The 23,353-nt window shown below is 47.7% G+C and carries 12 protein-coding genes; 9 read left to right on the top strand and 3 right to left on the bottom strand.

The annotated features are described in order from the left end of the window. Positions 1–38: 38 nt before the first annotated feature. Positions 39–1,304, top strand: a complete 1,266-nt coding sequence (gene purD / locus L6I86_RS27790) for a phosphoribosylamine--glycine ligase (protein WP_236291721.1) — start codon at positions 39–41, stop codon at positions 1,302–1,304. A gap of 365 nt (positions 1,305–1,669) precedes the next feature. Here the strand turns inward: purD and L6I86_RS35735 are convergent, their stop codons facing one another. Beyond that, complete coding sequence (locus L6I86_RS35735) at positions 1,670–1,798, bottom strand: hypothetical protein (RefSeq protein ID WP_276574905.1); 129 nt, start codon at positions 1,796–1,798, stop codon at positions 1,670–1,672. A gap of 92 nt (positions 1,799–1,890) precedes the next feature. Between L6I86_RS35735 and L6I86_RS27795 the strand changes: the two genes are divergently transcribed. Together L6I86_RS27795 and L6I86_RS27800 are read left to right on the top strand one after the other, a co-directional pair. Continuing rightward, a complete protein-coding gene (locus L6I86_RS27795; protein ID WP_236291722.1) occupies positions 1,891–2,814 on the top strand; it encodes an N-acetylmuramoyl-L-alanine amidase in 924 nt (307 codons plus the stop codon). Positions 2,815–2,908: 94 nt separating this feature from the next. After that, on the top strand, positions 2,909–3,706 hold the full coding sequence (locus L6I86_RS27800) for a DODA-type extradiol aromatic ring-opening family dioxygenase (protein WP_236291723.1): 798 nt from the start codon (positions 2,909–2,911) through the stop codon (positions 3,704–3,706). Positions 3,707–3,732: 26 nt separating this feature from the next. Here L6I86_RS27800 and L6I86_RS27805 read toward each other — a convergent pair whose 3' ends face one another. Next, positions 3,733–4,158 (bottom strand): thiol-disulfide oxidoreductase DCC family protein, encoded by a 426-nt coding sequence (locus tag L6I86_RS27805; RefSeq protein ID WP_236291724.1) that lies wholly within the window; start codon positions 4,156–4,158, stop codon positions 3,733–3,735. Positions 4,159–4,296: 138 nt separating this feature from the next. Between L6I86_RS27805 and L6I86_RS27810 the strand changes: the two genes are divergently transcribed. From L6I86_RS27810 to L6I86_RS27830, 4 genes are all read left to right on the top strand, one after another. After that, on the top strand, positions 4,297–4,698 hold the full coding sequence (locus L6I86_RS27810) for a rhodanese-like domain-containing protein (RefSeq protein ID WP_236291725.1): 402 nt from the start codon (positions 4,297–4,299) through the stop codon (positions 4,696–4,698). A 211-nt stretch (positions 4,699–4,909) separates the two neighbouring features. Continuing rightward, a complete protein-coding gene (locus L6I86_RS27820) occupies positions 4,910–10,540 on the top strand; it encodes a fibronectin type III domain-containing protein (RefSeq protein ID WP_420851939.1) in 5,631 nt (1,876 codons plus the stop codon). Between the two features lie 381 nt (positions 10,541–10,921). Beyond that, positions 10,922–11,782: a DUF3048 domain-containing protein gene (locus L6I86_RS27825; RefSeq protein ID WP_236291726.1), complete on the top strand. Its 861-nt coding sequence runs from the start codon at positions 10,922–10,924 to the stop codon at positions 11,780–11,782. 92 nt (positions 11,783–11,874) lie between these two features. Continuing rightward, positions 11,875–13,269: an ABC transporter substrate-binding protein gene (locus L6I86_RS27830; protein WP_236291727.1), complete on the top strand. Its 1,395-nt coding sequence runs from the start codon at positions 11,875–11,877 to the stop codon at positions 13,267–13,269. A gap of 308 nt (positions 13,270–13,577) precedes the next feature. Here the strand turns inward: L6I86_RS27830 and L6I86_RS27835 are convergent, their stop codons facing one another. Continuing rightward, positions 13,578–15,575 (bottom strand): helix-turn-helix domain-containing protein, encoded by a 1,998-nt coding sequence (locus L6I86_RS27835; protein ID WP_236291728.1) that lies wholly within the window; start codon positions 15,573–15,575, stop codon positions 13,578–13,580. A gap of 437 nt (positions 15,576–16,012) precedes the next feature. Here L6I86_RS27835 and L6I86_RS27840 point away from each other — a divergent pair, with 437 nt between their 5' ends. Together L6I86_RS27840 and L6I86_RS27845 are read left to right on the top strand one after the other, a co-directional pair. Continuing rightward, positions 16,013–17,182: a HupE/UreJ family protein gene (locus tag L6I86_RS27840; RefSeq protein ID WP_236291729.1), complete on the top strand. Its 1,170-nt coding sequence runs from the start codon at positions 16,013–16,015 to the stop codon at positions 17,180–17,182. Between the two features lie 50 nt (positions 17,183–17,232). Then, positions 17,233–23,310: an S-layer homology domain-containing protein gene (locus tag L6I86_RS27845; protein WP_236291730.1), complete on the top strand. Its 6,078-nt coding sequence runs from the start codon at positions 17,233–17,235 to the stop codon at positions 23,308–23,310. Positions 23,311–23,353: the final 43 nt, after the last annotated feature.

Below are 23,353 nucleotides of genomic sequence, written 5' to 3' on the forward strand. Positions count from 1 at the left end.
TGGACCGTGGGCATTCCCCATGAGAGGGGTTTCCAAAGATGCGTGTATTAGTTATTGGACGTGGCGGACGCGAGCATGCCATTGTATGGGCACTAAGCAAAAGCCCGAAAATCAGCAAACTGTTCTGCGCACCAGGAAACGGCGGGATTGCCGGTTTAGCGGAATGCGTACCGATTACAGAGCTCCAGTTCGATGAGATCAGTACATTTGCCAAAGAGCAAGCGATTGATTTGGTTATGGTGGCGCCTGATGATCCGTTAGCGGCAGGATTGGTTGATCATTTGGAGTCAAAAGGAATCGAGGCATTCGGCCCTCGTGCCAACGCTGCGATCATTGAAGGCAGCAAAGTGTTCATGAAGCAGCTGCTCAAAAAATACAGCATTCCTACGGCGGCTTACGAGTCGTTCGATGCGTATGAGCCGGCACTTGCTTACTTGCGCTCGCAAACAGCGCCAATCGTTATCAAAGCAGACGGCTTAGCCGCCGGTAAAGGTGTTACGGTTGCCCAAACGATGGAAGAAGCGGAAGCTGCGCTGAAAGACATTATGGTTGGGCAGGTTTTTGGGGCATCGGCAGGCGCGAGCGTCGTGATCGAGGAGTTCCTAACAGGGCAAGAGATGTCCTTATTGGCATTCGTTGATGGTTCGACGGTGCGTTTGATGGTGCCTTCGCAGGATCATAAGCCGGTTTTTGATAACGATAAAGGACCGAATACAGGCGGAATGGGGACGTACTCCCCACTTCCACATATTCCAGAGTCCATCGTGCAGGAAGCACTTGTGAACATCGTTCAGCCTACGGCAGATGCTATGGTTGCAGAAGGCCGTCCGTTCAAAGGCGTGTTATATGCGGGTCTGATTTTGACGCCTAACGGTGTGAAAACGATCGAGTTCAACGCGCGCTTCGGTGATCCGGAGACGCAGGTCATTTTGCCGCGATTGAAAACAGATTTGCTGGATATTTTCCTAGCGATCAACAACGGCACGTTGGCTGAGCAGCCGATCGAGTGGAGCGAACAAGCCGCAGTATGCGTGATCGTTGCTTCACCAGGCTACCCAGGTCCATATCCAAAAGGATTGCCGATTACTGGCTTGGATCAAGTGCAAGATGCCCTTGTGTTCCACGCGGGTACGGCAGTTGATGAGAACGGGCAAATCGTCACCAACGGTGGACGTGTGCTTGGAATCACTGGCCTTGGCAAAGATATCGTAGAAGCTCGTCAGAAGGCTTATGCAGATGCGGATCGTATTCATTTTGAGGGTAAGCATTACCGGACGGATATAGCGATGAAGGCATTGAGATAGGTTGTAGAAACGTCAGCAGGAGTGGTAACAACAAAACACAGTCCTCTTAGAAGCACATGCCCCCCGATTGCGGGCTTGCGTATGAGGGCTGTGTTTTTTATATGCGGTGGCTGGGGGAGAGAGGATGGAGTTAGTTGAGTAGACGCGGTGCTGCGACCAGTGAATGAGCCTCCGTGCGCCTTTTAGATGTATTTTCTACAGTTAATGAAGTGGAATTTACTCATTTTCTGCAACTAGATGGATTTCCTCCAGTTAATTTGAGGCTTTCGGCCATTTAAGGGGAAAACGATCAGAAATAGCTGTAGATTTTCCATCTAAGTCAGATAATAAGAGAGATAGCGGACAATTAGCTGTAGGTTTTCCATCTACTTTTTATCCCAGCCCCGAATATATTTACTCCTGTTCTTGTAGACGAAAAAACACGCCAATAAGGCAAGAACAATTAATGAAATGGACAGCCAGTGATCAGTGATATAGTCCCAAAGTGCTTGCATAGCGAACCTCCCAGATGTGGAGAAGCATGGTAAGGTTAGTTTCGCGAATGGCGGCTGTTTTTATACAGCATAGAGAAGAAGGGGAATTGCTGATGTGTTATAAAAGAATGCGGATACTCGCTGCGATCATATGTCTTGTTGGTGTGTTGGCTGGTTGTGGAGATAAACAACCAGTACCTGTGGCGTTGCCTACAACGGAGGCCGTGCAGAGTGCTTCGCCGCAGGTTACAGCAGCGCAGGCAACGGCTGCGCCCTCAGAGGTGCAGGCGGCACCTACGCCTTCGCCCTCGCCAACAGCGGCTCCAACACCTGTCGCAACGCCAGAAACGGAGCCAACACCAACGAAGAAGGCGGCTCCAACCACGTTGCCGAGTGTTCCTAAGAGCAATAAGCTCGTGATGATCGACCCTGGACATCAAAAGGTTGGTAATAATGCCCCAGAGCAAGTCGGGCCAGATACGCGGGAAACGAAGGCCAAAGTCAGCTCAGGAACGGTTGGCGTAAAGACGAAAAAGCCAGAGTATGTGCTCAACTTGGAGGTATCCCTGCTACTTAAAGCCGAGTTAACAAAGCGGGGGATCCATGTTACGATGACGCGCGAGACGCATGATGTGGATATTAGCAACAAGCAACGTGCGGATATGGCGAATGAGGCGGGAGCGGCGCTGGTAGTACGGATTCATGCAGATGGTGACGCCTCGGCAAGTACGAAGGGGTTTTCGGTTCTGTACCCGTCAGCTGCGCAACCAGCTGTTAAGCCAATAGCCGCAGACAGTAAGCAGGCCGCTGGTTTTCTTCTAACTGGCTTGCAGCAAGCAACGGGTCAGAAGGGACGTGGCTTATCGGCGCGAGACGATCTGAGCGGATTCAACTGGTCGAAGGTACCTGTCGCCCTCGTGGAGATCGGGTTCATGACGAATCCCGAAGAGGACGAGCTCATGTCGGAAGCGGCGTATCAGCAGAAGCTTGCGATGGGCATTGCGGATGGGATTGAGCAGTTTGTAAACGGTAAGTAGGGTTGTGACGGATCGCAACATGGTTTTATTTTCAGAGATTCGTGAATAATGTAGATAATTGGCACTGATTTGGTTGTGGGAGGGAGGTGTTGCTGTGCTGCCGGCATTTTTTATTGCACATGGCTCACCGAATTTGGCGATTGAGCAGCATGCGTATACAGAGTTTCTGCAGAGGCTTGCGATGTCGCTTCCCAAGCCGAAAGCCATCGTGGTGTTCAGTGCACACTGGGAAAGCGCGGTTCAGAAGATCAGCTCGGCCGTCGAGCCGGAGATGATGTACGATTTCTCTGGCTTCTCGGAAGAACTTTATGACATTAACTATCCGGCCAAAGGGGATCTACCCTTAAGTCTCCATATCCAGCAGTTGTTTCAACAGGAGGGGATAAGCTGTGAGCTGAATGACAGGCGAGGCTTGGATCACGGAGTCTGGGCGCCGCTCTCCATTATGTATCCCAAAGCACAGATCCCTGTTGTGACACTGTCAGTTAACCCGCGGTTAACTGCTGAGGAGCATTACCGAATTGGTGCCGCTTTAGGTCCATTGCGGGATGAACGAGTGCTGATTATTGGCAGTGGCGGAACGGTTCACAATCTACGAAAGTTGGATGATAACAATCCAGTGCCGCAGCTATGGGCTGTGGAGTTCGATGAGTGGCTAGCGGAGCAGCTAGAAACGTGGAATTTGGAGGCGCTGATTCGCTATGACGAAAGAGCGCCACATGCGCGGGAGGCGGTGCCGACACCGGAGCATTTTGCGCCATTACTAGTTGCGATGGGAGCAGGTGATGCTACTCGGAGCGCGAAGCTGCTTCACCACAGTATTCAGATGGGCAGTCTGAGCCTATGCTGTTGGATGTTCGGTAGTCTACGTATACGTAAGCAGGAGACATAGGCTAGTCACTGTAGATGGATGCCGCCTCAATCCAGAAACCGCCCCTTATGTTCTGGCTTCGGCAGCATGCAATGCTCGGTCTTGCCGAACCAGCGATAGCGGTTACGTGCGATGAAGCTGTATCCGAGGTTGCGGATCGGAGCTGGGATCACGATCGCCGCGTAGGCGAGAGGCCAAGCGCCTCGCAAGCGCCTTGCGATACGCAAAGCGGCTGTGCTGCGCGTATAAGCGCGATTGCCTTCGATCAGCACAATAGTACTGAGTCGATCTAGCGGCAGCTTGTGCTCGGCGAGCAGTCGTTGTCCCATCCCCGACTGAAGAGAAGCGAAGTGAAACACGCCCCTTGGGTCGTTGCGCAAGATGAACTGGACCGCGCTGCTGCAGAGCAGACAAACCCCGTCGAACAAGATGACAGCATGATGTTCAAGCGTTGTAGTTGTAGGAATAGGCATAGGATTCTCCTCCGTGCTGCATGGATTTGACTCTATTTTAGTATACCTCAAGGCAGCTTTTCTAAGTTCGTGTGTAGATGCTACAATATGAGGATGATGTGAACGTTTAATCGATTCAGCCAAGGAAAGAGGCAGCTTATGGATAGTAATATGATTTTCAATATTGTGGCACTCGGTTTTATCGTGTTTTTCTTCTATTCTCGTTTTGCAGGGGTCAAAGGGCTGCGCAATTTATCATCCGATCAATTTCAAGAGGCGATGGACAAGGACAAGCATGTTCTCATTGATGTGCGTGAGCCCGGGGAAGTGAAGCAAGGCTACATTCCAGGTGCGGTAAATATTCCTTTGTCCTCGATGGGGAGAAGATTGAGCGAGATCCCGAAGGATCGTCCCATCTATTTGTACTGCCGAAGTGGCATGAGGAGCAAACAAGCTGCACGAGTTCTTCGGAAAAATGGGTTTAGTGAGCTCTCCCATCTGAAGGGCGGCATGATGGCTTGGAAGGGTAGTTTGACGCAGCAAGGCAGCGGCGGGGCTTAAAAAGAATAGCGTAATGGAAAGCTGGCAGCGATTATCTCGCTGTCGGCTTTTTTTTGTCAAAATAGATAAAATCGGATAACGATGTATAAATCGTCTCGTATCTTTGCCCACCGGATTCGTCCTATATTTATCCATGTAATCCATCCACAAAGGGAAGTGAGTAACGGGAAGCGCAGTTGTTAGGCGAAATGAAATCGAGGAGGATTTATTTATGAGGAAAACCGTTATATGGTTGTTACTTTGCACCATGTTAGTTGCACTGTTTCCAACGATGTCAACGCGTGTTCAGGCAGCAAGTTTTATTAATGTGGTTAATCCTGGGTTCGAAGAAACAACGGTGAGTCAAACGAAGCTGGTTCCGACGAATTGGACGACATCCTTATGGAGCAGAACGACGCCGGTTGATACGAGCGTAACAACAGCTGTGTACAACAGCGGGGCAAAATCACTTTATATTAGTTCAACGGATGCGGGAGCTGCTGGTTGGACTTCCAAGGCAATTCCGGTTGACGGCAGCGCTCAAACCATCAAAACTACGGTGAAAGTGAAGAAGTCGGGAGATTATGCCGGCAATAACCCGTGGGTTTTTATCAGCTATGGAAATAGTGGTAGTTTCCTCGGAATAAGCTCGTCCAATATGACCACCGTAAGCAGCACAGAATGGACAGAGATTACGTTAACCGTCAATAGCAGTCAGTTTCCAGCGGGAACGAATATGCTCTGGTTGAACTTAGCGACATCGAAAGCAGGCAGCGGAAGCAATGCGGGGACGCTCTATTATGACGATGTAACGATGGAACTGATGGATACTGTGGCGCCAACAGCTCCGACGAATCTTGCCATTGCTGGTCAAACGGCGACGAGTGTTAACCTGACATGGAATGCCTCAACGGATAACGTTGGTGTCCAAGGGTACGATGTCTACAACGGTACAACGCTGATTGGATCCACAACAGGGTTAACTTATTCCGTAAGCGCTCTCAATGCGGGTACCAATTATACCTTTACTGTAAAAGCGAAGGATGCAGCGGGCAATCTATCTGCGGCCAGTAATGCTGTAAGTCTGACCACGCCAAATGTATTGAGCATCGCCAATCCTGGGTTTGAGATCACGACATCCAGTGGAACCAAGCTTGTTCCGGTCAATTGGAATTCTGCCTTATGGACGCGAACGACACCGGTTGATACGGGGGTCACGACGATTGAGGCCAATAGCGGAACCAATGCCCTATATATTAGCGCAGTGGATGCAGGAGCCGCAGGTTGGGTTTCCAAGACGATGACGATTGACAATAACATGCAAATCAAAGCGACTGTGAAGGTCAAGAAGTCCGCTGATTATGTCGGTAATGATGCGTGGGTTTTCTTCAGTTATGCGAAGAATGGTTCCTTTCTCGGCACTGTGGTTGCGCCAAGTGTTGCGCTGAGCAGCAGTGAATGGAGAGAGATTTCGGTCACTGTGAATACGGCTAACCTGCCGGCAGGCACGAACAACTTGCAGTTGAATCTGGCGTCCCTCCGTGAGGGCAGTGTTGGCCAGCAAGGAACACTGTATTATGATGACGCTACGATCGAATTGATTCCGGATACGGTGGCGCCAAGCGCGCCAACGAATCTCCACGCCGTAGGTCAGACGGCAGGAAGTGTAGATTTGGCATGGAATGCCTCGACCGATAATATCGGGGTGACCGGATACAATGTTTATAAAGACACGGTGTTGGTGGGGACTGTGACAGGTTTAACCTTTACAGCAAGTGGCCTGATCGCAACGAATAGTTATACGTTTACGGTGAAAGCCGTAGATGCGGTGGGGAATGTATCCCCAGCAAGCCAGGCATATGTGACCAACGACACACAGGCACCGACAGCACCAACTAACTTAGCTGCATCAGCTATTAAAATGAAAAGCGTCACACTCACTTGGGATCCGTCAACTGACAATGGGGGCGTAACTGGCTACGAGATCAACGATGGTACGAAGCTAGTAGCAACAGTCACTGGGGTGACGTATACAGTAACGGGTCTTGAAGCATATAGCGGATATACGTTTACCGTGAAAGCGAGAGATGGTTCGGGTAATCTATCTCCTGCGAGCAATCCTGTCGATGTGCTTACCTCAAGCTATTATGATGTAGCAAATCCTGGTTTCGAAGAAACAAAGACAAGCGGAACGAAACTTGTTCCTGTTAGTTGGAGCTCTTCCTTATGGAGCGGGGCAAGCGGAGTCGATATGGGCAGTACGACGGCAACGGTCAATAGCGGCACGAACGCTGTATATATCAACTCGACAAGTACTGGAGCCGCAGGGTTTTCATCCAAAATCATCCCAATTGACAGCGGAATGCAAACCATTAAGATTTCGGTAAAAGCCAAGAAATCAGCTGACTACGCTGGCAATGGCGCTTGGGTGTTTATTAGCTACTTCAAGGATGGTGCCTTCCTCGGAACGGCTGCGGCTAACACGCCAACTTTGAGCAGCACGGTGTGGACGGATATTTCATTTACGATAGATAATAGTCAGTTTCCAGCAGGAACGAATCAAGTTCAGTTGAATGTAGCAACAACGAAATTACCGAGCGTCCCGAATCTGGGAACGATTTATTACGACGACGCCAGCATGCAGTCCGTTGAATATTTCCCGCTGAAGGCAGACGCCTTCGCAAACTGGTGGAAGATCGGCCAAAACGTGGTGTTCAAGGCGATCCAAGATCAGCTGCCCATTTCCGTGCAAACGTTGACGGGGACGGTTTATAATACGGATAATCAGGTTGTTGGGCAAGTAACGGTAGATCGGTCAACGTTACTGACATCGGGTTGGAGTTGGACACCTAGTCACGAAGGTTACTACGAAATCGCTTTTGACTATACGAAACAAGGGGTTTCGGGAACACTCCCGCTACAACAATCGTACCGGATCTTGTCCAGTCCTAAGCGAACAGCTGCAGAATTTGTACGTAATCGAACTTCCGTGGCTGTCGTAGAAAGTCAGTCCATAAGCAAAGCGGATCGTAATCCGCTGTTTGGATTTAGTAATGGTTTTAGTGATTTAAGAGCGATAGAACTCGCAGATTTGGTTGGCTTTGATTTTGCGAGAATTCATACGATCCCATGGGGAGGACAATTCACCGATACGAACATGGCAATTGAAACGAGTCGTGGTGTGTTTAATTGGGCAGGACTTGATGAACATGTCAATAAATTGCAAAGCTATGGCATGGACATCATCGGCAACATTATGTTTACACCGCTATGGGCGTCTTCGCACCCGGAAGATACAACCATTTATATCGGCGTTCCTGGTTATGCTGCCTATGCCCCAACCGACATGAATGATTTTGCTAATTTCCTGAGGGCGCTTGTGGCGCGGTATGGAGATCGGATTACCAAATGGGAAATATGGAATGAACCTCATTTGAAAGGCGGAAGTATTTTCTGGAATGATACACCGGAGAAGTTCGTGGAATTGTTACGTACCGGATATGAGACGATTAAAAGCGTACAGCCGAATTCCGAAATTTGGATCGGAGGTATGGGCGGTCATCGATATTTGCCTTTTTATAATGAGCTGCTGCGTCTTGGCGGAGCGAGCTATTACGATAAGTTGGCGCTTCATGGGAAGTTACCTGATCCCAAAGAGTATCAAGCCTATGATCAAATGTACAATGTCCCCTCAAAGCCGTGGGTGAGTTCTGAGAGCCATGCGGGTCTCGTGAACGCTTCGGAATCACCATTTATCCAAACGGAGCCTGTAATTGCGAGAAAGATGCTGTACGACTATATGTATCAGATGAAAAATGGGGTCGAACAAATCGCTTATTTTGACATGATCAATAATACGGAGATCGAAGCCATTCCATTCGCCCATGCCGAAGGCTGGTTTACGGAATCCTCTGGCTTGTTTCGCAAGAAACCGCAGCTTGAGCCGAGACTTGGTTCCGTGGTCATGCATCGATTTATCGAGACACTGGGGAATGATATTGTCTACAAAGGTGAGTATGCGCTAAGCGGAAATCAGAAAGCTGTCTATTTCGAAAGTGACGGATCGCCGATTCTCGTCGTATGGTCCGAGGATGCGAATACGGGTACAGTCGCTCCAGTCCTTGCCAATGCGTTTACAAGTAACACTGTAGTTCGGGATTGGACCGGCGGTACAGAGGCAGCAACTCCTACGCTGCAAGTGAAACCGAACAAAATGTATTACATCAGCCATGTAAATGCTGCTTATCTTGCTGGATTGACTTCAACGCAAGATATCCTATTGTCTGACTATGAAAAAGCCGTACAAAATACCAATATTCCCGTCGCAGCAGGCAGTAAGAGCAATTTGTTTGACCGTTCCACAGGCGCTTTGAGCACGGATATCCATTGGATTAACGACAATTGGGAGTTTAAAAGCTTGACCTCTGAGCAGCCTGCAGGGTTTGCGGCTCGAGCTGCGGTGGGTGCGGCGACTGATGGACTCGATCTGGTCATAGAGGTGACGGATGCCAGCTTCGTGCAAAACGAGTCCAAAGGTAACTACTATATAGGTGATAGTATTCAATTTGGTCTTGATACGTCAGGAATGGGCATGGTCGGAGCACAAGTGGAGTTCCAGGCCGCACTGACCGCTAATGGTCCAGTCATCTATAAGGGCACTGTTCCGTATATTGGAGGAGATTTGCCATCCAACTGGACGCCTGCTGGTCAGTTCGTTCAAAACGGAAGCATGCTCGTCGACAGTTCCCAAAGCGGAAAGAAAATATATAAGGTTCATCTCGCTTGGTCAGAACTATATCCCTATATGCCAGATACGACGAAACCTATCTTTGTATCGCTGCTTGTCAATAATAACAATGGCAACGGTCGGCTCGGATATTTGGAGTGGGCCAGCGGTATTGGTGGAGCGAAAAACGTAAGTCAATACGGTAAAATCCTATTGCAGGATCCTGCCCCAGAGGCTGATGCTGATGCGGTAAGCGTTCAGTTTAAAGACAGCAGCGGAAATGCTATCAGTGGTGGCGTCGTATCCTACTATGACGGGGGATGGAAAGATTTCGGCGTCACGAATGCTTCTGGAACTGTAAGCAAGTCTTTGCCGGATAAAGCGTATACGTTTGCGATGACCTATGAAGGCACATATACAGAGAAAGTCCAAAACACAGGAACGGACCCGACGGTCGTCTTCCAGACCGTTAATGCGAAGGTGCAGTTGAAGGATAGTCTGGGCAATCCACTTACTAGTGGGGCGGCGAGCTATTATGCAGGGAGTTGGCGGACCTTCGGGGATATATCTGGTGGGGAAATTCGCAAAGAATTGCTGCCAGGCTCGTATACCTTTTCCATGAATTATGAGGGAACGATCAAGGAAAAGGTGCAAAATATCGGAGCAGACCCTGTGGTTATTTTCCAGACGGTAAGCGCGAATGTACAATTGAAGGATAGTCTAGGGAATCCACTTAATAGCGGTTCAGTTAGTTATTATGCAGGGAGTTGGCGAACCTTCGGTAATACGGTTGGCGGTGAGATTCACAAGGAATTACTGTCAGGTTCTTATACTTTTTCGATGAATTATGAGGGAACAATCAAGGAAAAGGTGCAAAATATCGGAGCAGACCCCGTGGTTATCTTCCAGACGGTCAACGTGAATGTTCAGTTAAAAGATAGTCTGGGTAATCCGCTTGATGGTGGTGCCGTGAGTTATTATGCGGGGAACTGGCGGTCTTTCGGTAGTACGGTCGGCGGTGAGATTCACAAGGAATTGCTGCCTGGCGTCTATACGTTCGGTATGTCCTATGGTGGTGTGTACAAGGAAACAGTAGCGAACACATCATTAAACTTGGCGGTAAACTTTCAAATCTAACAAGGAGAAACTGGACCACGCTGATGCGTAGGTTCAGTTTTTTGCTTCGTGGTTAATTTTACATATAGACGATCGAGTAACCCAGCTAACTTCTATTCCCCAACTTTCTAGCATATACTTCTGAGAGATCGATAGTCCACGAGAAGAAGAGGTGCAGCCCTTTTGAAAACACTGCCGTTAATCCGTAAAAGAACTTTGAGCACATGGCTCATACTTGGATGCTCTGTCCTGACCCTTGCTGGTTGTAGTGATGCAACTTCCGTTATATCAACGGCCACCCCGGAAACCGTCCCCGTGACGACTACGGTCAGCCCAACGCCTGCGACGCAGCCTACTACAACGGCGGAAACGCAGCTCCCTTACAAATTCCCGTTAACTGGTTTGCCAACCGATCACGAGGTGAAGACCCGTCCCTATATGGTCATGGTCGAAAATGCGCCGCAAGCCCGGCCCCAAACCGGCCTCGATCAGGCAGATATCGTCTATGAAATCCTTGCCGAGGGAGAAATCACTAGATTCGTCTCGGTGTTCCAGAGCCAAGCAGCCGAAGCGATCGGTCCGGTGCGCAGCATTCGGCCTTATTTTGTGGAGATCGGCGATGCGTTGGATGCCATTATTGTACATGCTGGCTGGAGCCAGGATGCGATGGATATGATGGCAGGCCGCAATCTGGCCCATCTTGATGAGGTCTATGGCGATGGCGCCTACTATTGGCGCTCCACGGATCGGAAGGCACCGCACAATCTCTATACCTCTGTGGATAAAATGAAAAAAGGTGCCGAGGCGCGCAAGTTCCGCACCGAGTGGAACGGGCCTTTGCTCACGTTCGCCAAGGCAGGACAGGTCAAACTCACGGGCGCAGCCGTTCATTATATTCAAATTCCTTATCTCATGGGGTATTTCGCTTCGTATGATTATGATGCTGCTAAGGGTGTTTACCTGCGTTCGATGGAAGGGAAACCGCATCTCGACAAGGAAACAGGCAAGCAACTGCAGACCAAGAATCTGCTTGTCCTAGAGAGCAAGCATCAAATCATCGACAAAGAAGGGCGCCGAATTGTTGATGTGTTCGGGCCGAACAAGGGTGTGATCTTCCAAGAGGGCTTGTCCCAAGCGATTACATGGGAACGCAAGAACGGCATGCTCCGCGCCTACGCCAGTGATGGCAAGGAAGTGCCGCTGCTGCCGGGCAACACGTGGGTGCAGATCGTGCCGGAGGGGACGAAGTTGAAGGTGGAGTAGTCATGTTTAATGATGTTTAACAATCCCTTTACATTCCCTTAATCACAGGCAAACATTGAGATCCTATGATTACAAGTCATAGGAGGGATAAGATGAAGCTATTTCAACGTAAAATTTCGATACCCGCTTATCTCATTGTCATTGTGCTGGTCTTCGGCCTATTGGGCGTTTATTCGGTGTGGGGGCAACAAGATGTGGTGAAAGGCACGGAGGCAGGGAATGCCGCTGAAGCTGCAGAAGTTGATCCAATCGTTAATGACGTTAAGAAAGTAGTCTGGTGGCATTCCATGAGCGGTGAGAACGGGCAAGTGGTGGATAGGCTCGTAACAAACTTCAATGCTGCACATAAGGATATTAAGGTGGAGGCTGTATTTCAGGGCTCCTACTTCGATAGTTTGACCAAGTTAAAAGCATCCATTGGTTCCAATCTGGGACCAACCATGATGCAGGTGTACGATATCGGAACGCGATACATGATCGATTCTAAGGCGATTACGCCGATTCAGAGCTTTATAGATCAGGACAAGTATGATGTGTCCCAAATGGACGAAGCCATACTCAATTATTATCGGGTGGCGAATACGCTGTATTCGATGCCTTTTAACACATCTAACCCGATTCTGTATTACAACAAAGATCTGTTCAAAGCTGCGGGATTAAACCCAGATAAACCACCAGTTCTCTATACAGACCTTGCCCAAGTGGCGAAAAAGGTAACAAGAGACGGTGTGGCCGGCGCCTACTTCGGCACGCATAGTTGGTACATGGAACAGTTCATTGCCAATCAGGGTGCTGAGCTGGTCAACATGGGTAATGGGCGCGAAGGCTTAGCAACAGAATGGCAGTTGAATGGTGAAGTGGGCGTTAAGGCGCTTACTTGGTGGAAGGGGTTAATTGACAGCAAGGCGGCCATTCACTCAGCCGGTAAGAGCGATGAATCCAAGAAGATGTTCGCCGAAGGGAAGGTCGCTATGATCTTCGATACAACGGCAGGGCTGCGAGATATCCTCGATTCCGTTGATGGCCAGTTCGAAGTTGGAACGGGCTTCTTCCCCAAGCCAGCCGAGGGCGTTGGCGGTGTGGTGGTAAGCGGGGCCAGCAACTGGATCTTGAACAGCAAGTCGGATGCGGAGCAGCAGGCGGCCTGGGCATTCATGAAGTATTTGTCCGAGCCTGAGCAGCAGGCGTTCTTCCATGTCAACACAGGCTACTTCCCCATTACTGAGAAGGCTTATGAGCTGCCGATCGTGCAAGACAATATGAAACAGTTCCCACAGTTCAAGACAGCCATTGATCAGCATAACGCTGCTAAGCAGAATCAAGCGACACAAGGCGGTGTTCTGGGGGTCTATCCAGAAGCGAGAAAGCTGACGGAGAATGCCATCGGGCAAGCGCTAAGCGGAGAGAAAACACCGCAGGAAGCACTCGATGCAGCAGCCCTAGCAATTAACGCCAAAATTGATGCGTATAATAAGATGTTAAAATGAAGTAATGGAAGCCGGGCGAACCGGCTCCATTGGGAGTGCTCTAAGTCGAAAAAATCGACTTAGAGCATCGAACCCGGAGCAATGGAGTCCCCTAAGTCGAAAAAATCGACTTAGGGCATCGAACCCGGAGCAATGGAGCCCCCTAAGTCGAAAAAATCGACTTAGCGCATCGAATCCGGAGCAATGGGAACCCCTAAGTCGAAAAAAATCGACTTACAGGATCGAACCCACCTCCAATGGAGTCCTCCCGTTTGTCCAACTGTATACGCTACACACAAAAGAACCTGAGGCAAAGCCTCAGGTTCTTTTCATGCTCTTTTATCTAGCAAATGTGTCCTACGGTACTCGCCGGGGGAAGAGCCTGTGCGGTTTTTGAACATGCGATTAAAGGAAGAGATGTTGCGGTAACCCACTTGAATGCCGATGTCTTGAATGTTCGAGTCGGTATGGACCAGCAGCTCTTGCGCGTAACCTACGCGTCGATCATGCAAATGTTCCATGAAATTGGCTCCGGTTTTCTCTTTGATATACGTAGAGAGGTAGGAACTGCTTAGCGTTAGTTGATCAGCGAGAACATCAAGTGAAAGATCCTCCGCATACTGATCCTTAATGACGTTAAGCACATGATCAATGATGGGATCATTCGTCTCTTTCTTCTCACGGATGAGCTGCGTGACGATACGGAAATAAGTTTCAAATGTTCTCTTGTACTCGTCCAATGTACAGCATTCCTCTAATTGAAGCAGGATGGACCTCAGCTGCAACGTATCGTCAGGTTGAACTTTGTAATGGTCTAGCACCATTTTGGCCTTATCGGTTACAGCAAGCACCATATGCTTAAACATATCCACAGATGCTTCTTTCTGGTCAAGCTCATCCAACCACGGAAGGAAGAGATCCAGCGTTTCCTGCTCTTTGCCCGATTTCAGCGCTGTGGTCAGTTCTTGCTCCTGTGTGAGAGTAAGGAAGTACGTAGCCCGATCTGAACGATACTCAACGACAATTTGCGTTTCTTCCAGTAAGCGGGCTTGCGCAGCTAATTCATTTACCTGTCGGTAGGCATGACCGAATTGCAGAGAATGCTCGAACGCCGAACTGATGGCGGCAGTCACTAAACAGTATTGCCGGTCTTCGTCTAGAACGAGCTTCAACTCTTCGAGCATCCCAAGGATACGCTCACGCTCATTGCCAGGGAACACCGTTAGAAACTGATGATGTTCCATCTGCAGCGTATGGGAATCAGGAAACTGCTCATCTGTTACACGTCTGAGCTGTTCGCCAATCGTTTGCGAGATGTGTTCCCTACTCATCGGGGCATCAATGAAAGCGGGTGAGCGGAACCGCAGCTCGTACAGCACAATAGTGTAAGTTCCCTCGGTGCCTTGAATATGCTGCCATTCATCGAGGTCAGGATGGATATTCTTCAACTTATTCATGAAATGATAGTTAATTAACTCCGATTGTTGCTCCTGCAGCTCCTGCTGAATCTCGCCTTTTTCTTGGATCAATTGGCGGACGGGTTTATGCAGTCGTTTGCTGAAAAATAAAGAGACGAGGAAGGCAATGACAATAGAAACGCCTAACAGAATCATCATGAGGTTATCCAAACGAAGGATTCTAGATGAAAATTCAGGACTCGTCATCTTCATGACATAACGTAATCCGTCTTCATCTTGATACTCAATAGCAACCGGCTCTTGGATCTGGTTTGACTCCTTATTTGTCTCATTTGTCGCATAAATAACTGTTTGGTTCGGCCCTAATATCGTGATGTCCAGATCGGGCGTTTCCTTCAGAATCGCGTCACGCAAACGGTTGCCGTCGATCATCGCAATCATCATATTGTCAGCAAGTGCAGGCTTAATGGAATAAGGGATTAACATTCTTCCCGCTGATTCTCCTGATGATGATGGGCTCCCAAATATAGCCCCAGGATGCAGCACATAATTGTCACTGCGATCAAACTGCGATTGCCAGTAAGAAAGCGGGTATAGGGAGCTTTGGTAGATGCTGCTGAATAAATCGATTGTTGTGCCAGGACCGAGCTTACTCAGAGCCAGATTCGTGGATCTGAACATAAGGATCATATTATCGACATAAAGCTCCGAATCGCTTGCAATGCTCTGCATGTCCAGCACAATAGGACGGGTAGAAAGGGACTCGGGATCCTTCTTTAAAATCACTTGATTGTTAAGTGTAATGACCGTCTTTTCTGTAAATTGCTTATACAAAGCCTCTCGCACTTTATCCAATTGAAATTGATAGCGCTCAGCCACTTTCTGCAGGGTAAGACGATTCTGTGCCATGATCTCGCTGCGGAGGTGGTTTTTGACGAGCCAAAAAATCAAGAGATTAAAGGAACAGAAGATGAGAATCAAGATCATAAAGCTGGCTAGGATGTTTCGAAAAAGGGATCTCTGTATCGTGAAAAGTTTCATAAGTCGCAGGCTCCTTCTGATTGTTCCGCTGCCATGCTTCCGGCGAGTTATATACCTTAATTGTAGATGAAATCCAGAGTGAAGGGTATGGGCTTTTTATTGGAAGCTGGGCACTTTTATGTATTTTCCGCTTTATAAAATATTAAAAGAAGAATCGTAACAATCGCTCAGGAACGCAAATCATGTGTATAGGCAAGCCGTGGGGGGCTGGATATGATGGGCAGGTACCAACGAAGCTCATGGGAAGGAGAGGCAAGTATGGCGGTAAAAAAGCAAGTGCAAATGAATCATGAGGGGTAGAACACATGCGCAGTAGAACAGAGTTGAACATTAGGAAGAGCTTCTTCGTGTTCCTTTTGGCGGTCATCGTTAGCATAAGTGTAGCTAGTACGGTAGGAGCGCATGCTTCTTCGAGCGGTTACTCCGATATACAAGTAGGCTCAGATACGATGCAGTATCATCTATCTTTAGTCGAACACGACCTTCTACAAATCTTTCCTGACAAAGCAGATGGCGGAGACAAGATAAGTGATAAACAATTATCAACCTCGTTGGAAGCATTAACCAAACTAGTTGATGACGGCATTATTGTGACGGGGGATGGCAAGGTTGGAGCGGCGGCCGTTGTTAGCGCTAAGCATGAGAAACGCGCCAGCATGGATATGATTGGCATTGATATCCGATACAAATTCGCCGCTCCAGTGAAGCAGTATCTCGTGCAATATAACTTTTTCTGGTACAGCGGTGTCGATCCAGCCCATAGCAACTATGCCACGATTCAGGTGGGAGGCCAGACGATTCAGCAAGTACTTGGCAGTCAGAATTATATTGTGCAGATCCAAGGTCCTGGGGCTGGGGCAGGAAACCCGACGATGGCGTCAGCGCCTGCTAGCAAGCCTGCGGTCGATATTACAGCCAATCATTCCTGGCAGAATACGCTAAAGACCTACGTCCTTATGGGGATGAAGCACATCTGGTCAGGGCTTGATCACATGCTGTTTCTATTCGGCTTGCTGCTTGCTGCTGAACAAAGAGTGACCAAAATTGTGAAGTTGATTACGGCTTTTACGGTAGGTCATTGTATCACGCTGGTCCTCTCCTCGCTGGAGATCGCCTATTTGTCACCCAAGATTGTCGAGCCTTTAATTGCGCTTAGCATTTTGTATATTGCCTTTGAGAACATATGGAAGAAAAAAGAGAGCGCACGTGTAATGGTCACCATGCTGTTTGGGTTAATTCACGGTTTTGGATTCGCTGAAGTGCTGCGAGGCACATTGTCCGGACAAATGGCGCTGCCATTATTCTCATTCAATCTAGGCGTCGAAATTGGACAACTTGTCGTTGTAGCGATAGTGATTCCAGTTCTTCTGTTGCTTCGCCGCGTGCCGCTGAAAATCAATTGGAACTTATATGCTTCAGGAATCATTGGCGTATTCGGGCTGTACTGGCTTGTTGAACGAATTATTTCCCAATAGATAGAGATAGTTAATAACAATCATTTTGATGATGAGAGGGCGTTAATAAGTTGGTTAAAAAAAGTTTAAAACGATTGGTTTCAGGGATGACCGTAGCCGGAATGATGTTCAGCATGCTGGCCCCCATGGCTAATGCGGTGGACAACGAAATGCAAGTGAATGCCGTAGACTATTCGAAGGTTCCTAAGTTGCTGATTACGGAGCTTGTTCCGGATACCACCAATGTAGCTGGAGTTTCTTCAGATGCTTATGAGTTTATTGAGGTATACAACAATTCAGACAAAACGGTGGACTTTAAGGATTACAACTTGGTATACCGTAATGCAGGTGCAGACACAATTTGGCCGGCTTCATATAAACAAGTACCTTACGGAAGTATGCCGATTCCACCGCAATCCTCCATCGTATTTTGGGTAACAAATGCAGATAATGTGGAAGAAACACCAGCAAAGTTTAATAACACCTTTACTTCCAACCTCCAAGAAGGTGTGAACCTTTTCCGTGTGGAAGGCGGGGGCGGAATGAGTAACGCAGGACCTCGAGATGTGGTTATCCAAGAGAAAACCGGCAGCGATATTTCCATTGCCAGTTATCAAAATGATAATCAAACAAAACCAAATAAAGGTATTTTTTATAAATACCCCGCAAATGGCTCGAAAAATATGGTGATGTACGCTTCGGGCGAAGATACAACTCCAGCTAATGCAACCCCAGGCGTTATTGATCCCACTCAAGTTCCAACGATCCCACGGACTTATTCAGAGCCTCCGGTAATTACCCACACACCGGTTACGCAAGCGGATCAAAAGTTGGATGTAACGCTGCAAGCGCAAATCTCCAATCCGGAGCAGAGTGAATCCGTATCCGCGGCTGTTTATTTTAAAACAGGTTCTCAAGCTGCGTATGATTCGGTACCTATGACGGTACTAGGTAGCACCCAGTATCAAGCTACGATACCTAAGGAAAAGCTGACGGATACGCCATTGAAGTACTACGTTCAGGCGGATGACGGTTTTAGTACGATACGATCAAACGTTTATAGTGCGACCGTGGCTATCGATAAAACGGATTTCACCAAGATCCCACAGCTTCTGGTTACAGAAGTTGTACCCGATTCTACGAATGTGGGCACAGCAGATGGCTATGAGTTTATTGAAGTGTACAACAATACGGATAAAGCCATTAATTTCAAAGATTATCAATTGATTTACCGCTACACGGATACTGGACCTGATGCAGATGTCATTTGGCCAGCAGACAAAGAGGATATGATCATTCCCTCGAAAGGTACGCTAGTCTTCTGGGTGATCAACGCGCAGAATGCGAATACGCCTGTAGCGGACTTCAATACCACCTACGGCACGAATTTGGTTGAAGGCACCAATCTTGTACGCATACACAACGACGGTATGGCGAATAGCGCCAATCGCGGTATTTTAATTGCTACCAATACAGGCGTTGAAGTTTCATCCGCGTATTATGTAGCTGGCGATGCTAAGGCAAATAAGGGAATCTTGTATAAATATCCAGTTGACGGCAAAACAACGATGACGAAATATAGCGCAGGGTTAGCGGCTGCGACACCAGGAACGCTTGACCCGATTCAAGCGCCGATCCAAAGTGTGATTGTGAAGCCAGATACAACCAAGCCTGTAATCTCTGATTTGACCAAAGAGACCGAAATTGAGCAATCCAAGGATCTTGAGATTATTGGGGATGCCAAAGATGAAACATCGTTAAAGACAGTAGCTCTTTATTATAAAACGGAGAAACAGCCTAATTATTCGAAAAAATATTTGAAAGAAAGCTTCGCAGATACGTTATATCATTATACGGTTTTCTCACCTGAGCTTATCGGTAATGCCTACTTAGAGTATTACTATGTTACTTCGGATGGCGTGAATGAAACCACGACGAATACGAAGCGTGTTGCCATTACGGGAGGCTCGGATCACTCAGCCCTGCGTCTGAATGTGAAAGATGGCGATGTGATTGCCAAACCTAAAGTGATTAAAGGAACAGGCGAAGGGTTAGGTGCGGATGACCTGAAGCTTGCCATTGATGGCAAAGAATTAACGCAATCTACCTATCATGCTGTTGAACATGACGCGTATATTGCCTTCGAAGTAACGGGTGTAAATTACTATTTTAAAAACGCCATCACGCAAGATAAGGACATTCTCTTTACATTCCAAGACACTGTGAATAGTTACACAACACTGTCTACGACGATTCAAGCGGACAGATTGAAGGAAGGCAGCAACGTATTTTCCATCCGAGCGGGTTCGAAGGCTTCACCTTTCGATGATCGACCAGCGGAGAATAAAGATAATTTTGACGTAAAGAACGTACGTTTAGTACTGGCTGATGGTACGGTGATTTATGATGCGAAGAACAATGATCCGGCCAAGGTGATTAAAATGGGAGATTCTTCGGGGAAACCTCCAGTTGTCGATTTCGATTTCATCATTCCAGCTGAGAAATTAGCATCCAAGGCTTATGTTTGGGACACCACATCTACGAATGATGGTCAACATCAGATTACGGTGAGCCATGGCAATGACAAGGCAGCTGCATCAACAGTGACAGTCGATAATACAGCTCCAGTCATCCAACCTTCCGTTGAAGAGGGCGTCATGTACCGTGGGGACTTCAACCTGGATGCGGTCATATCTGACGCACTAGCTGGCGTTGACAAGGTAGAGACTACGCTCGATACACTGCCAATCACATTGCCGTATGCCACATCATCTGCAAAGCTTCGAGGTGGGATGCATGTATTTAGCATCAAGGCTGTGGATAAAGTAGGTAACGTGCAAAATGTGACGATCAATTTCGAGGTGCCGAATGAAATCCCGAATTTGCCGGAACAATTGACACCCGGGCAAGGCGCTGTTGACGTAGATCGTAATGCTCCTTTGAGTGTTAAAGTATCGGATCCCATGAATGATGAAATGAACGTAAGCTTTAACCAAGGCTTTAAATACGATGCCAGCGTGCAGGGGCAATTTGCCGGGTTCCGCAACGCAGTAGACACGGAGCCTCCTAGACAGGCAAAGCCTGACGGTGAGACCGCCTTTACGCAAGAGGATTACACTAAAATTAGTGCATTGGATGGGCAGTATCTGGTCGATGATTCTGACGAGAAGTTCCCATATCAGCGATTCGAAATCTCGTTGGACGATGCTGTTAAGAGCACGGATACAGTGGAAATTAACTGGAAAGGCAAGTCGCTGGAAGGCCGTAAAGTTACTTTATATGCATGGAGTCCTAGCGGGCAAAAATGGAACGCACTGAAGACTGTTATTGCTGGTACGGAAGATTTCGAACTGCAAGCTACGGTAGCTGCAGGTACGTATGCCAACAACAAGAAGATTCAAGTGATGGTTCAGGATGAAATTGCTGCAACACCAGTTAAAGCGAATGCGGATGCGACAACCGATTATGATTTCTCCTTTGTTTGGATGTCGGATACACAGTATTACTCCAGAACCTATCCGTATATCTATCAAGAGATCGTGAAATGGATTGCGGATCACAAAGTAGATAACAAAATTAAATATGTGATTCATACCGGTGATATCGTAGATATCGCAGACCAAGAATATCAATGGATAGAAGCAGATAAAGATATGAAGGTTTTGGAAAAAGCCAACATTCCTTATGGTGTATTGGCGGGTAACCATGACGTGGGCCATCAAAACAATGATTACAGTTACTATTCCAAATGGTTCGGGGAAGATCGCTTCAAGGATCAGCCAACGTACGGCGAATCCTACGAAAATAACAAAGGCCATTATGACCTTGTATCCTCCAACGGCAATGATTTTATCATCGTTTACATGGGTTGGGGCTATGGTGACAAAGAGATTGACTGGATTAACGAGGTTCTGAAAAAGTACCCGAATCGGAAAGCGATCTTGAACTTCCATGAGTTCATGTTAGTTTCCAATAACCGCGCGCCGATGGCGGAAAAAGTGTTCGAACGTGTCATCAAACCCAATAAGAACGTTATTGCGGCTCTTTCCGGCCATTATCACGATGCGGAGCTGAAAGTCGACGCGATTGATGATAACAACGACGGAGTAGCCGATCGTAACGTGTATCAAATGCTTGCTGATTACCAAGGGGCACCAGAAGGTGGACTTGGATATATCAGACTTATGCAGTTTGACATGGCACATGGCAAAATCAACATGAAGACTTATTCACCGCATTTGGATGATTACAATTACTATGACCCAGCCGAGTATCCTGGCAAAGATGAGTTTTCCATCGATTTGAATTTGCAGCCTGTTACTAAACGCGTTGCTACGGACTACTTCGGAGTGAACGTATATACGGATAATGTGATCGGCAGCATGAATCATGTGAAGAGCGGTGAAGTTGCCGGGGTCATCTGGAGAAATTTAGCGCCACTGACTAGCTACCAATGGTATGCTGCAGCAACAGATATGTATGGCGGGGAGAAGAAGTCAGACATTTGGAAATTTACTACGGGGACAACATCGACTGAATATATGACCGGTCTAAGTCTCAGCAGCGGAGATCTGAACGAGCCCTTCTACTTCTCAAGAACAAGCTATACGCAAAGTGTGGTTAACAGTGTTGATAGCTTGACAGTCACGCCATCGCTTACCAACGAAATAGCAAGCGTAACGGTGAACGGAAACAAGGTACAAAGTGGTCAAGCGAGTGTAAAGATTCCGTTAAACCTAGGAGACAATACGATTACGATTGTCCATACAGCGGCGGACAGTTCGACCAGAACGTATACAGTCGTTGTTACAAGGATGAGTAACAATGTCTTACTTTCCAACATCGCTGTCAATCAAGGTAGCTTGAATCCGGCATTCTCTGCGTCCCAACGTGATTATGCGGTAGGCGTATCTAACTCCGTCTCGGAGGTAAATATATCCATAACGAAAGAGGAACTCTATCAAAAGCTTACGGTAACAGGTGCCGAGTATACAGCTGTCACAGACAATGTATATGCCTACAAAGCGGCTAATCTAAAGGTCGGGGCCAACCCGATTGAAATTATGGTCGAAGCACAAGATGGTACGAAGAAGCCATATAACCTGACGGTATACCGTGCTGAAAATTCTTCATCGGAACCCTATTATCCAACACCACCAACGACACCGATTGACGATAAAGTGACCTCGACAGATGGTACGTTAACACTTCCAATTGGAAAAACGGGCGAAGTGAGTTATAAGGACGAGGTTTCGGTCTTGATTCCAGCGAATGCTTCTATGAAAGAATTAAAGTTAACCATCGAAAAATTGACAGGAACAGATAACCTATTAACGAATCATGAGGTTCTAGCAAGTCCAGTCTATGAGATTCTCAAAAACTTCACAGAGAACTTCAGTAAATCGGTTACGTTGACGTTTGCTTTCGATCCTACAAGTGTGAAAGCCGATCAACGAGCATCCGTCTTCTATTTCGATGAAGTCAATCAGAAATGGGTGGAAGTCAAGGGTGGTAAAGTTAATGGTAATCACATTACTGTAGACGTGAATCACTTCACAAAATATGCGGTCATGGCTACACCGAAAGAAGATGATAAGCCTGTAACTGATAATCCTGGATCAGATGGAACGAATCTGACTGATATTAAGGGACATTGGGCAGAGGCTAACATTCGTGAATTGATTGGGCAGGGAGCGATCAATGGCTATCCAGATGGCACCTTTAAACCGGAAGGCCGCATTACAAGAGCCGAGTTCGTTTCTATCGTTGTTAAATTCTTAAAGCTCAGCGATCAGGGCGGTAAAGCGTTCAGCGATACCACAAACCATTGGGCTAAGAATGCGATTGCCACAGCGGCAGCCAATGGGATCATCTCCGGGTACACAGATACGACATTTGGTCCAGATGATACGATTACCCGAGAGCAAATGGCTGTAATAATTGTACGTGCAGCACATATGAATGATAAAGGCACAGAAGGCATGGGATTTACCGACAGCTCAGCTATATCAGAGTGGGCACAGGCGGCAGTAGCTGTCTTGACGTCGAAAGGATTATTGAATGGTTACCAAGACGGCACCTTGAAACCGCAAGGGATATCAACGCGTGCAGAAGCTTCAGCAATCATTTTAAGATCATTGAAAAAATAGCAACATGTAAAGAGGCTCCTCCGTCTATGAAGACGGGGAGCCT

Origin of the sequence: Paenibacillus allorhizoplanae (assembly GCF_927798215.1) — a bacterium.
In the GTDB taxonomy this organism is placed as follows: Bacteria; Bacillota; Bacilli; order Paenibacillales; family NBRC-103111; genus Paenibacillus_E; species Paenibacillus_E allorhizoplanae.